We start from the raw sequence: 13,423 nt of genomic DNA on the forward strand, positions 1-13,423 counted from the left end.
GATGCGCTAGACCCGAACACGCACCGCATCTCGTTGCTTGACGAGGTACGGTACGAACCGTTCGCCGCTGACCTCGCGTAATCCGGCATGATCGGGCTGGATCGCGGGACTCTCCAGCTACAGCACTCGCGTTCAACGAACATCTCGGAGCGCTCACCGGCGTGAGCGCTCCTCAACGGGCTCTGATCCAGCCAACGATTGTGTTCTCCGATTGGAAGAGCAAATTTCCGATCAATTCGTCCCAGTCACGACGGGATTAGCCTAGAACGGATGCTCCGTCAAGTCATGAGAGATCATCGAAATCACCCATCGGTTTCGTTGGCCGGGTCGACGCGGTAAAGATCGAACTGGCCGTTCGCGTAGGTGTTGGCGATCCCGGGCGTCCTGTTGAGGTAGGCGAAATCGTCCTGTGAGAACTCGACGCCGCCGTACAACTGCGTGCTCGATTGGCGGTCGACAGCCGTCACCGGGAGATAGAACGGGTCGTCGGACTGTGTGCGGAGTTCTTGGTCAGCGAAATGGTAGGGGACACGCAAGTAGCGACCGCTGCCGCGTGGATCATCGAGCGATGCTTGTGGAATGTTCGATGCGTTCGAGCCGGCGATGCCGTCGCGATAGCGCTGGATCGGCGAGCTAACGCCGGCAAAGCCGATACTGTCCGCGCCGTGGGCGAACGCGAACTCGTAGCCATCCATCTGTATCTCCGGAACGTGATCGGTCTCTTGGACCACGTACGGCGAGCGAAACATCGTGAACGAGGAGACGACGAGCAATACGACGAAGCCGACGGCAAGAACGCTGCGGACGGAGATTGACGGAAGCCACGTTTCGGCGACGGCGCGTGCCTCCCAGAGGAAGACAGCACCGAAGATCGTCACGAAAACGAGGATGAAGCCGAGATAGCGGAAATATTGGATCGGAAGCCCGGCAAGGACGTACAGTCCGGTGAGAATCGAAACGGGCACGAGTCCACAGAGCAGCGAGAGCACGATCGAATATCGGATGTGGCGTCGCTTCGCTAGTTTCGAGAGGATGGGGACGAAGAGCGCGAGCACGGCGAAGATTCCGTAGACGATCTCGACGGCGAACGTACGGCGATAGATCGCACGGACGGATACGCCGAGCATCTCTAGCGTGTTACTACGAGGAATGATTGGCTGTGATGGGTTGTCGAGCAGTTCAGCGACGATGGCATCGAACGAGTGTGTCGAAAGAAACGTTCGGAGCTGGGCCGTGGTCTCGACGTCGAACAGCGTCGGGCCGATTTGGGAAACGCCGCGGCCGAACAGCGACTGCGTGCTGAGCCAGCCCCAGACGACGGCGAGACCGACACCGGCGAGCACGACGAACTGGACGAACAGGCGCGCGATCGCTGTCGGCCCTGAGACTGTCCGCGTCAGCGGCTGGGCGAAAAACTGTGTGACCAGTACGATCCCGAGCAGGGCCCCGAAGACGAGGCCGTGTTGTGGGTGAAGGACGACGAGAAAAGCGAGGGCAACCACGAGCAGCGTGCCGAAAGCGAGTCGGCGGTGTCGTCGCGTGTACGCAAGTAACACGAAGGTCACGGTGGGTATGAAAAGGATAGCTTCGCTGGTCGGGATCGGCTGGAGCACCGGGAGATAGATGACGGCAATCGGGAGCAAGAGAAGCGCTGAGACGACGGCGATCGGGTCGATATGTGTGCGGGCGACGATCAGGCGCACACAGAGGGGCACGAACAGGACGAAGAGTGCAACGAAGGTCGGGACAGTAACTAAGAGTGACCACGTGAACGGTCTCGTGGTGAGTATGCCCAGAAGGGCAGCGAGGGTATGCATCCCCGGATAGATGGTGGTGGTGAGATCGACGATTCCGTGAGCGAGATCTTTCGTCGTCCCCAGATGGGACAGTGCATCCTCCGGGCCGAAGTAATAATAGCCCCGTATGAGCGGCAACGCGGCGAACGCGACGATCGCAAGGCCGGCAAGCCACAGCGCCGTAACGCGGATCGATCGTCGGTCGCTGGCAAAGGCGAGGACGACCGCGATCGCCAGCGCGACGAACAGCCCGATCCAGAACGCACTCGGCGTGGCCCGATAGATCGAGAGCTCGTAGCCCGTCGCCGGCGTGAAGTGTGCGGCGAGGGTGGCGATAGCGAGTGCGATCGCTCCCGCCGCAAGCGTACCCTTCGAGAGTCGCAATCGAGTGGTGGCGTTCATTTGTGGATCGTCGCCGTACCGTTGGTGGGTGGACAACTGTATGCGGTTTAAAAGGTGTGAAATGCTGTCCGTCATATCGATTCGGTAATTTGGGAGTATCTTTGGTGAATTGATTTGGATTTATATCTCACCATTATAAATCAAAAGACATCTCAAGACGAGTAGTGCAAAAGATCTTGATGGCTATGCAAAAGACTAAGTAATACTGCGAAGACATTTCATGTAATACATGCCACGCAGACATGTTCTCGATCACATTTCCGGTAAAAGAACCCGGGTAGCAAGGGCAAGCAATTGATATACGCTTCGAATCTGGAGATGAGGCACATCTGTCCACAATTGGCCATTAGATCTGCCAGGGACCATTGAAATGGAAACGGAAAAAGGGATTTCAGCCACATCCAAGAACGTATCCCAGCCGGTAGAGCCCCAGGAAACAGCCACGACTGAGCCATGCGAGTACCTACTCGAATACGATAGTGACGAGCAGCCGGTCGTGAGCGTCGTCATGCCGACCTTGAACGAAGAACGCGGCGTTGCCGAGTGTATCGGTCGTATCAAGACTGCTCTTGACGATCTCGGCGTCACCGGCGAGATCATCATTAGCGATAGTTCGACCGATCGCACCCCGGAGATCGCCGCCGCGAACGGAGCGCATGTCGTGACACCCGATAAGGATGGTTACGGCTACGCCTACCAGTATGCCTTCGAGCGCGCTCGTGGGGAGTACATCGCCATCGGCGACGCCGACACCACCTACGACTTCGAGGAGCTGCCGAAGCTCTACGAGTTGGTGGCGTCAGGCGAGGCCGATATGGCGATGGGGTCACGGCTCGATGGGGAGATCAAGGCCGGGTCGATGCCCGCGCTCCATCAGTACGTCGGCAACCCACTGCTGACGCGATTCCTGAACGCGTTCTACGATGCCGGCGTCAGCGACGCCCACAGCGGGATGCGCGTGATCAGTCGTGAGGCGCTCGACGCACTCGACTGTGAGACGACCGGCATGGAGTTCGCCAGCGAGATGATCATGGAGGCCGGGGCGTCGGGACTGACGATCGCCGAGGAGCCAATTACCTACCACGAACGCGAGGGCGAGGCGACACTGAGTAGTTTCCGTGATGGCTGGCGTCACGTCCGCTTCATGCTCGTGAACGCGCCGGGCTATCTGTTCTCGGTTCCTGGGATCGTGCTCGGTGTGTTGGGGGTGGCGATGATGGCGTTGGTCGCGGGGAACGTCCGGGTGAACGGCGTGTTCTTGGGCACTCACTCGATGGTGCTCGGGAGTCTGTTGACGATCGTGGGCTATCAGGTCACGACGCTCGGGGTGTTCGCGACGGTCGCCTCCGATCCGGTGAGTGCTGCGGACGACTACGTGTCGGGTTGGGTCCGGCGACATCTCCGGCTGGGTCGCGGTGCGACCGTCGGGCTGGTGTTGGTCGCCGCCGGAACGGTGTACGGGCTGGCTCTGCTGGGCCGGTGGGCCGCGACAGGGTTCACGCAGCTGCCGTTCGTCATCGAGGACATGGTGGCGTTCACGGCCGTGGTGCTCGGCTTGCAGACGCTGTTTTCGGCGTTTTTCATGAGTACGATCGCCGAGTCGTGAATCGGCGAGGCCGACGGCGATTAAGATTCGCTGCGAATCAGTGTCGTCAGCCACGAGAGATCGATATCGAAGCGGGCTTCGAACTGCTCGACAAGCTGGAGATCCGTCTCGGTGAAGCTCCGGGTCAGAATCATCGAGACAAGCTGGGCGGCGTACAACAACACACCAATGCCAGCGATTGCGAACAGTCCGAGTGTCCGTTGGGAGGCAAGCGCGAGGACACCGACGCCGACGAGCGTCGTCGGGACGAGCGGTTTGAATGCAGCCGCAGAGAACGGGTAGCTGCCGACCGCTCGATAGATCGCGACGACTTCGATCGTGTTATAGACGAAGTAGCCGACAATCGTTCCAAACGCTGCGCCGACGATCCCAAAGAGAGGGATGAGTGCCGCATTCAGTACAATGTCGACGACGACGCCGGCAATCGCCGAGTAGAACTCAACTCGTGGGCGATTGATCGCTTTGACCATATCGCCGTTTAATCCGACAAATACACGATAGAACAGTCCCGCAATCAGTACCGAAAGTGCGGGAGCAGCCGGAAGGTACGCCGTCCCGAAAAACAGCCTGATGGCATCCGGCGAGAACAGCGTGAACAGGAGGACCGCGGGGAACGTCAGCGCGACGATCCACTTCGTCGTCACAGTATAGAGTGCGTCAAGACCGGCGAAATCACCCTGCGAGTAGTGTTTCGTGGCAAGCGGCATGAAGAGGAACGCGAACGAACCAGAAAAGAAGAATATCACCTGTTTCAGCGGCTGAATCGAGCGGTAGTAGCCGACCGACGCCGAGTCGAGGAAATAGCCGATCATCACGATGTCGACGTTCGCAAGCATGATCGTCAACGAGGTTCCCGCGGCCAGCGGCCACGAAAATGACCAGAGTTCACGAACCGTGTCGTGGCTCGGAAGACGAGCGACGAGCGAGCCGACGTCGATGTGCTGGCGGACGGCGTAGAGCGCTAACAGCGCACCCACGACCGAAAAAGAGAGCCAGTAGCCGATAGCTCCGACAACCGGCCGGCCAGCGGCGATGAGTGCCGCAACGAGTGCCAAACCGAACACGCGGGGACCGATGCGCTGAGCTAGCGTCGCGGCAGTGGTGCGCTCCTCGGCACGGAGGACGCCTACGCTCACCTTCACTATCGGAAACGCGAGGAGATAGGGGACGAACACAACAAGTAGTGGTGCAACTTCGGGATCGTCCATGAGCGCAGCGATTTCGAAACGTGCGAGATAGATGGCGGCGGCCGCAATGACGGTCCCAACCAGTGAGATCGCGTAGCCACTCTGGAGCACGTCTGTTTCTTCGTGTGCCGACTCTTTTTCCGAGAGAAAGCGGGTCACGCCGTTCGGAATCCCAAGAATCGCCAGCGAACTGACCGCACTGACGATACCGTACGCAAGACCGAGCCGACCGTACACTGCCGGATCTAACGCCCGCGGGATGAAAATTTCGGCAAGAATCCCGAGAACGTTCGCCATGACAGTTCCGGCAAGCACGATACCCGCACTCTTGACGAGCCCACCGAGACTGTCGGCGATCGAACTCACATAAACAGAGTTACTCGGCCGTTAGTAGAAGATTTCGTTACGATTATCCGACGAGGCGTGGGCAGGTGATTCCATATATCTGAACCTCTCTAAATTTTCACCTTTATCTCAATATAATGTGAGATTTTGCTGTTGAGCAACGCCTACAAACCAACCGCGTAGTTTAAATCCTCGAATAAATATCTTCGAATCATGACGCGGCCGAATATATTGCTAATCGTACTTGATACCGCAAGAGCACGTACGGTTTACTCTATGTTAGACTCGGAACAACTTCCGGGCATATCCCGGTTTCGTGAGCAAGGAACGCTTTACTCTAATGCATTTACACCTGCACCATGGACGTTACCGTCTCATGCAACGTTATTCACAGGACAACGGACAAGTATCCATGAAACTCACGCTGGTCACACGCAATTTGAGCCTTCCTCCTCGCCATTAGCCGAACAACTACGAGGAGTCGGTTACGAGACTCGCGGAATTAGCGGAAACGTTTGGATCAGTCCTGAATTCGGATTCGGTCAAGGATTTGATGAGTTGTCGATGAAATGGGATTATTTCTGGGGCGGCACGGATTTGTCAGAGGTCTCTGCTGCTAGCGGGGTAGCGAGATATACCCGACTTGTGAGCGCAATACTGGCGGAAAGACCGGGTGCGACCATTTTCAATTCGATCTACGCAAAACTCTTTGCTAACAAAGTAGACGACGGGGCAAAATCAACAACGAATCGTACTGTCAAGTGGATGAGTAACCGAGACCGTGAAAAGCCATTTTTCTACTTCATGAATTATCTCGAACCACATTTACCATACAATCCCCCTTCTGAATTTTCCCCGGACGATTTGGTCGATGGGAATGATGAGTTACTCGATCCGAATCCATGGGAGCATATAGCAGGAGATGAGCAGTTTAGTGAAGCGGACTTCGAAGTTCTCCGGCAACTCTATCGGGCAGAGATTGCCTATCTCGACTCTCAGCTCAACCGTCTTTATGACTGTCTCGTACGGACCAATGAGCTCAGCAACACCGCGATTTTCATTGTTGGAGATCACGGCGAAAACATTGGCGATCACGACCTAATGGACCATCAGTATTCCCTTCACGACACTCTTCTACATGTGCCTCTCATTGCGAGATTTCCGCCAAAATTCACGGCAGAAGTAGAGCAGGGGCTAGTGAGCACACGTGATATATACCCAACAATCTGTAATCTGGCTGGTGTCGATGTTCCGTCTGATGAGGCTATTTCATCAAACGATATATCGGAAGAGCCACAGCGAGACGCGATCTTTGCCGAGTACAGAGTCCCACAGCCCGATATAGATACGTTGATGAATCGGATAGAGAACCCCAGCGCTGATTTGGAATGGGTAGATCGGTCACTTCGAGCGGTTCGTACTCCTTCCTGGAAATTCATCGAAGCGGAAGACGGTACGAGCGAACTGCGTTCTATCAGCGACGGATCGCCGAATCCAGAGGTTATAGAGGATCAGCAGTGTGTAGAAGAGGACCTTATCGAGAGGATGGACGAGCAAAACGTACCGCTGATGAGAGCAGGCTCAGATGACACTGAAATCTCGGAACGAAGTAGGGAACGACTGAACGATTTAGGTTACATATGAATTCCGCAGCTCGTCGTAGCCACAGGACATCATGCGGTGGCGGTTTTCTCCCGGATCATTCCAGCACACTACCACAGCGATTATCGGAGCGCCGTATACTCGTTTTCGAGTTCGTTCAATATGCGATCTGGAGCAAAGTATTCCAACCGCTCTGAACATTGCTGGACCTTTGCATCATATTTTTCGGCGTTGGATGATATCTCCAATACTTTCGAAGACAGATCTTCAGGATTGTTGCGCTCGAAAACCGATCCGGCTTCCCCTTTGATCCATTGCGGACCACCGATGTCCGATGCGATTATGGGACAGTCGTATTGGAGTGCTTCCAGCACTGCCCGACCGGAGGGTTCTGGCCATCTCGACGGATGGACGAACACCTCTGCATTGTCATAGAAAGACGGAAGAGCGTCTCGATCAACCCAGCCGTGAAACGTGACCGAGGAGCCATTAGCTTCCTCGTCTACCGTTCTCTTCAACTCGTCTAGCATACTTCCGTCTCCGGCGATATGAATATGATAGTCGTCGGGGAGGTAGTTCGCACTATCGACCAAGGTATCTACCCCTTTCTCCTCTTCAATCCGCCCTACGTAGAGCAAATTGAAGCCATCCCAATCTCCCATCGAGGGTGGACTATAGCTTCCAGAATGGAACTGCTCATTGTAGAAATTGGATATCACGGTCACTCGATCAGCATCGATACCTGCCTCCGAGTAGTATTTCTCTACCGTCGGACTTTGTGCGAAGAGTTTGTCGACTTCGTTTCCGAACTTGGGGAAAGACAGATCCATGTAGAGATATTTGGGTAGCTTTACCATCTTCTTCCCGAGGTCGGAGTTGTCGTGATTGATTTTATTAGACAAACTACAGTGCTTGTGGCATTCCCCATTCATCAATTTATCATTTGTGCAGAACATAGTGTACCCATTCAGCCGTCCAACAACGGGGGTGTCACCACCCAGATATCGGTAATAGCCGAACAGTGGTACTAGCCACGGTGCGAAAACGTGGAACAGATCCGTCTCTGGTTCGATTGATCGTATCTCGTCCAGCAGGCCGAACGGAGCTTCATATGTCCAGTCCCGTTCGTTCATTATCGACGTCACTTCGTACGGAGCAGAGTCTCGGACGTGATTGGGGCGAGCGAGATTGATAGTACGGATGCGTACATTGTGGCCGCGGTCAGCAAGTCCGGACGCTATCGTATCCAAACTCACACTCGACCCAGCCCCCTCTCTCAGGTTTAGCTTGGTGGCTATAATCGAAATGTTCACGTCCGAATGGTCGTTAGCTTCTATATAAGAAGTCTGCGTTTATTTGACGCTAAGGTATCTAAAACAGATTGTTTGTGGCAGCCTCATTCAGTCCGGATTATCGTCTCCTCGATAGCAACAGTAACGGCCACGTTCTATCCACTCCGCGACCAAAATACAGGAACGCCGAATCGTCAGAAATCCCTCCACCGACAATCGAAACCAGAGACGGTACAGATTCACTCGGTGTATCCGAGGTCCTCCAGTCGTGCTTTAGCCTCGGTATCAAGTTCCCCGGCAAGCGACGAGATATCTGATGGTTCGACTTGGATGTCCGTCGCAAGTTCTCGTAACTTGGCCGGGCTTTCCGTCGCGTCGAGCGGCAGGTGTTCTGCGGGGTCCCCACGAAGGTCGTAGGTGACACCCTCGCTATTGAACGGTTCGACGGCGCTCGCAAGCTGATGCTCACGGTAAAGCGGTTCGCCGAAGTGCTGGACGAACTTGTGGCGGGCGGTACGTGCCGTGACCGTATGGCCACGGTGGCTCACCGAATCGGAGAGCGCGACGGCGTAGTTCTCGTCGTCGAGGTGCGACGGCCGGCCGCTCGTCGCTGGGAGCGGACCACGCTCGATGTCTGCGAGGTCGGCGAGCAGTTCGTGGAGCCACGCCAGTGAGAACGGTGCGTCGAACCGCTCGGCTGTCTCATCGGGCGTTCGGACAAGAAACGGGACGTGGAGCAGTTCGTCGAACAGGTTGTGGTACTGGTGGCCGTAGATACCACGCTCGAACAGGGCTTCGCCGTGGTCAGCGGTGACGACGAGAATCGTCTCGTCCCAGACGCCTGCCTCTTGTAGATACTCGACGACGCGTGAAATCTGTGCGTCGACGTAGCGCAGGGCGCTGTCGTACATCGTCTCGTAGGCCGGCGTGTGTTGATTCACCATACGGCCCGCGTCGGCGAGCAGATGCCGCGCAGTCGCGTCGCTCCACGCCAACCCTCCCTCCCGTATCGAATCGGGATGTAACGGTGCGTGAAGGTCCATCAGATGTGTCCAAGCGAAAAACGATCGGTCACGGTCTCTCGCGTCGAGTTCGTCGAGCAGGCTATCGATGACCTTCTCTCCTCGCGTCGTGGGCCAGTTGGTCTGGAACTGTTGGTAGCGATAGAGGGCATATAGCGTCGAGGAGAGAGCAGTGTTCTCCATCGACCGCGTTCGGTCGCGCAGCGAATAGAGGGCGGAGTTTACTCGCTCGCGGAGCGGTTCTGCCGACCTCGGTGGATTGCCGATTTTGTTCTCTGTATCCTCGGTGCGGAGGTTCCGAAAGCTATCGAATCCCGTATCGAAGTTGCGCTCGGTCGTCAGTTGTGGGTTCGATATCGTTGCGATGGTCTCCCAGCCGGCGTCGCGGAAATGGGACGCGAGCGTTTCGGCATCGTTCGGAATCGCCGTCAAATCGACATCGGAGTAGTAGGCGCTGTTGTAGCCGTGCAAGCCGGCGAGGAATCCAGGGACCGATTCGGGCGTGTACGGACCGGTCGCAACGGCAGTGTCGAAGACGAGCGACGAACGAGCCAGTTCGGTGAGTGTGGGCGTGGTCGGTCTCGTGTAGCCGTTGAATCCGCAGCGGTCGTATCGAAGACAATCGACGGTGAGAAACAGAACGTTCGGCGTGGCCATGAACTGAGAACAGTTATGCAAGTAATGAATATAACGCTTTAGCCACGGAGCAGGAATCAGTTGGCGAATCCAGCAGTCTTTCCATTATCGAGAATCCGGTTGTAGCGGGCGCTGTTGGTGTACACTCGAATCGGGTCCCATGTCAGTCGATATGCTCCAGAGGAAAATCGTGTAAACCCCATCTCGCGGAGGAGTATAGTATCATGAGATTGGTTTATAAGTGTCGCATTCAACAGCCCAGCGTTTAGTACTGCCACTTGTGGCACAGAATTAACACCTGGCTTCTGAGACGCTGCCGGGTTGTCAAGGTCCACCTGCTCACGAGCGTAGAAGAAATCCATCGCAACGGGTCCGCCGGTGTGTTCCATCATGAAGGTCTTGCTAGTCACTTCCTCATCGGAGAGGTACATCCGAGGTTCGCCCGGGTAGTTGGGCGCAAGTGAGGCGGAACCCGCTTGCGAGACAACGAGAACGAGAACAAGAGCGAAAGCTGCGGTCTGATACGGTATCGTTCCGGTTTCATTGATTCGTCCGATGGCGATTCCAAGCACCGCTGCGAACACCGGAATGCCGAACAGGATCGCACGTTGTGGGGAAATGACACCGATGCCGACGATTGTCACCCCGACGATAGCGATGGGAGCGAGCGCCGCCCCAAGAAGCAGACTCATCGGCCACGACCGATCCCGGAACCAGAGCCAGAGCGACGCACCAGCAACAGCGGGGAGCAACACCAGAAAGTCACCACGCCGTATGAGAATGCCCACGATTCCGGAGTTGCCGGGAATCGCTGCTCGCACCGGTTTGTCGGGCGGAACTATCGAAAAACCACTCGCTAGCAGCGGTAATAGCTTCCCAATAATTGCGGTTCGAGCGAAAGTTGTCAACAGTACCCACTGGAGTGCCAGTCCAACCATCAATAGAGCCGCAATCGTACGCGCGTCAGCAGGGGTAATCGATTCCGACGAGAGGGATAGCTCATGCCCGAGCCATTGGTCAATACGTAGCCACCGAATACAGAGTGCCATGATGACCGCAGCGACGACGACGAACATCGAGATTTTGTGGGCAAACAGCGCAGTTCCGGTAGAGAAAATCGCTAGGGCTGCGAATCGGCGGTCGCCGGTAGCGAAGAAGCGAGCGAGAGCGATTAGAATTGGACACCACACCAGTACGGCAATGGTCTGGACGATAGGCCAGTAGCCGAAGAGCACACCGATGGCCGCGATTGCTCCGAGCAAGGCGGCTGTCCCAGTGGCGACGGACCGATTTGATGGACGAGTAAATCGAGCGGCGAGTACTGCCCCGGTGAGCGGCAACAGCACCCCCATCAGTATCGGAATGGCGACGAGCACGTTTCGACCTCGCAGGCCGGAGACGAGTGCGACCTCGGAGTTCAGGAGATGGAATGCGGGTAGCGCATGATACGTCGGAACGCTTTGCGCGAGCGTTGCCAAGCTCTCCGTCTGGATGACTCGATGGATGCCGACGGCATACTTGTCCGGGTCCATACCAATCATCGAGGCCGGCCACTCAAAGATGAACAACCGCAACGACACCGCGAGAACCACCGCCAGCACGGTGCTCGTCTCGATAGAGAGGTCACCGACGACTAGTCCGGTGAAAAGAATTATCGCGAGGACGAACACGAACAGCTGTAGCCACGGGAAAAGCTGACTCGTCCTGTGGGCTCCAACGATCATGATAGCGAAAGCAAAGGCGTAGATCGTCGTGCAGAGTTTTGCCGTCCGCATCAGCCTTTATTTGTGTATTCAACCATTAGTAGGTGTGGTTTGTTGTATTTGCTCGAACGCGCCAATGTACATATAAATCGAACAGCATTATTAAGTGTCTCAAATTGAGACAGGATGGTAAAGAATTTCTCGTTCAGCCACTTGTTAGACCAATCCTGCGTGAGAATCATTGCAGTCATATTGGTAATACCTCGACAATTTTAGTGCCAAAACCTGATGTAGCTTTACCAATATGGAATCTCCCGGCACGCCACAGTTCACCGCTTCGAGGAGCACTAGCGGTATCTCCCCGCCCGGTGGCAGATGACGCACACGTCCGCCCAAATGGACACCTACATGAATCATTCATCAGCTGTCACAAATGAAATGCATGTGTGAACAATGACTTGTGTGCTATACGGTAAAGATTTCGTTGATCAGTCATCGGTTCTCACCTCAGTTGCGAGCGGGTCGTCGAAGACGTCCGTCGGCGATGGCAACAGCCTGTCAAATGCGTCAGATGGCGTCTCCAAGTTGTCCCAGTCGAGGCTCATGTGCGGGCACTCCTCGTTGTAGAAGGTGAGGAACTCTGCGAGAGTTCCGAGCCGCCAGCGGTGCTTGTCGTAGGTCTGGAAGAATCGCTCGATCTTCCCGTTCGACTGTGGCCGTCCAACCTTGCAGAGGGTGTGCTTGATGTCATTTTCGTGGAGGTAGCCTTCGAACTCGTGATCGGGACTTGGTCGAGTGTCTTGGCGAGGATTGACGAACTCCGAGCCGTGGTCGGTGATCACCTCTAGGATCGGGACAGGAGCGTCGAGATCCTCACGGACCCTGTCGAGGAGATCAACGCTTTGGCTGGCCGAACTGGCGTCGGTCTCGATCATGTCGAAGACGCGCCGCGAGGCGTCGTCTTCGACGGCGAGAACCTGCTGTCCCTGTTCGTTGTGGTACCAGTCCATGTGGACGGTGACGCCAGCATACTCCCGTTCAAACCGGACCCACGGCCGTTTGCGGCCCTGTTTGGTTGGATTTTCGGTCACGTGTTCGTGCTCCTGAAGGATCGTATGGACACGGTTGGTGGCGATCGAGAGACCATCAGCAACACGGAGGACGTGAGCAATGGCCTCTGCACCAGCGCCGAGGCGCTGGCGCAGTTCGAGGATGCGTTGTTCGAGATCGGCTGGATACTCGGCGTAGGGCTCACGTCCGGGCGTTTCGAGGTGTGGAATCTCGCCGCTGTCGCGGTATTTCTTGGCGAGTTGTTGGACCCGTCGGCGAGTGATCTCAAATCGCTCTTGTGTAGATTAGCGGAATACGTTGACGGCGACGCAATCGACAAGGCTGTGGATGGGTGCTTGAACAAGATTCAGGGAGCGAAGAAGCCCGAAGGTGCGAGCGGCCTGCTCCAAGCCCTGCTTGGACAGGCCGCGGAATTTCGCCAGCCACGGTTGCACTAACGACCAGAGGCATTCGACCTGATTCGTGTGGATACCTTCCTCTGAGACGTACTCATCATCATGGACAACGGTTCGATGCTCGTGTTCCATTTGCTGATATGCGGGAAGCTCGTCGGTCCAGATCTCTCCCAGCGGCTGGGAGAGATCGCCTGCTTCCTCAATCACTGGCCCGAGGTTCTCGTCGTATTTCGACCCCTCTTCGGCTGAGATCACCTGGAGCACGTCGCGGCAGGCCGCGACGAGCGTCATCTCATCGCCCTGCTCCCCTGTCCATCGCGCCCGTCCGGGTCCAGGGGACCCGCCGCGGGACAGTCCGTCCCGCGG

The 13,423-nt window shown here is 56.2% G+C and carries 8 protein-coding genes and 1 pseudogene; 2 read left to right on the top strand and 7 right to left on the bottom strand.

What is annotated here, in order from left to right; translation table 11 throughout:
• Positions 1-302 precede the first annotated feature (302 nt).
• Complete coding sequence (locus tag C448_RS11735) at positions 303-2,198, bottom strand: glycosyltransferase family protein (protein ID WP_004055025.1); 1,896 nt, start codon at positions 2,196-2,198, stop codon at positions 303-305.
• Positions 2,199-2,568: 370 nt separating this feature from the next.
• Between C448_RS11735 and C448_RS11740 the strand changes: the two genes are divergently transcribed.
• Positions 2,569-3,804: a glycosyltransferase family 2 protein gene (locus C448_RS11740; RefSeq protein WP_193363136.1), complete on the top strand. Its 1,236-nt coding sequence runs from the start codon at positions 2,569-2,571 to the stop codon at positions 3,802-3,804.
• A 20-nt stretch (positions 3,805-3,824) separates the two neighbouring features.
• On the opposite strand, the gene C448_RS11745 is transcribed toward C448_RS11740, so the two are convergent.
• Complete coding sequence (locus C448_RS11745) at positions 3,825-5,357, bottom strand: flippase (RefSeq protein ID WP_004055027.1); 1,533 nt, start codon at positions 5,355-5,357, stop codon at positions 3,825-3,827.
• A gap of 192 nt (positions 5,358-5,549) precedes the next feature.
• On the opposite strand from C448_RS11745, the gene C448_RS15635 reads away from it, so the two are divergent.
• Positions 5,550-6,980 carry a sulfatase gene (locus C448_RS15635; protein ID WP_004055028.1) on the top strand — a complete coding sequence of 477 codons (1,431 nt, stop codon included), beginning with the start codon at positions 5,550-5,552 and terminating at the stop codon, positions 6,978-6,980.
• Between the two features lie 80 nt (positions 6,981-7,060).
• On the opposite strand, the gene C448_RS11755 is transcribed toward C448_RS15635, so the two are convergent.
• The 5 genes and pseudogenes from C448_RS11755 to C448_RS11780 form a co-directional block, all read right to left on the bottom strand.
• The gene (locus C448_RS11755) at positions 7,061-8,251 is read right to left on the bottom strand and encodes a glycosyltransferase (protein WP_080503202.1); all 1,191 of its coding nucleotides are present in this window, start codon (positions 8,249-8,251) and stop codon (positions 7,061-7,063) included.
• A gap of 218 nt (positions 8,252-8,469) precedes the next feature.
• The gene (locus C448_RS11760) at positions 8,470-9,909 is read right to left on the bottom strand and encodes a sulfatase-like hydrolase/transferase (RefSeq protein WP_004055030.1); all 1,440 of its coding nucleotides are present in this window, start codon (positions 9,907-9,909) and stop codon (positions 8,470-8,472) included.
• Positions 9,910-9,965: 56 nt separating this feature from the next.
• Entirely contained in the window at positions 9,966-11,663 is a 1,698-nt protein-coding gene (locus C448_RS11765) for a hypothetical protein (RefSeq protein WP_004055031.1), read from the bottom strand.
• A gap of 416 nt (positions 11,664-12,079) precedes the next feature.
• Positions 12,080-12,682 carry a DDE-type integrase/transposase/recombinase gene (locus C448_RS11770; protein ID WP_152415577.1) on the bottom strand — a complete coding sequence of 201 codons (603 nt, stop codon included), beginning with the start codon at positions 12,680-12,682 and terminating at the stop codon, positions 12,080-12,082.
• A 264-nt stretch (positions 12,683-12,946) separates the two neighbouring features.
• Positions 12,947-13,423, bottom strand: a pseudogene (locus tag C448_RS11780) (IS1595-like element ISHsa2 family transposase); the annotation flags it as partial.

The sequence above is a fragment of the Halococcus morrhuae DSM 1307 genome (genome assembly GCF_000336695.1).
In the GTDB taxonomy this organism is placed as follows: Archaea; Halobacteriota; Halobacteria; order Halobacteriales; family Halococcaceae; genus Halococcus; species Halococcus morrhuae.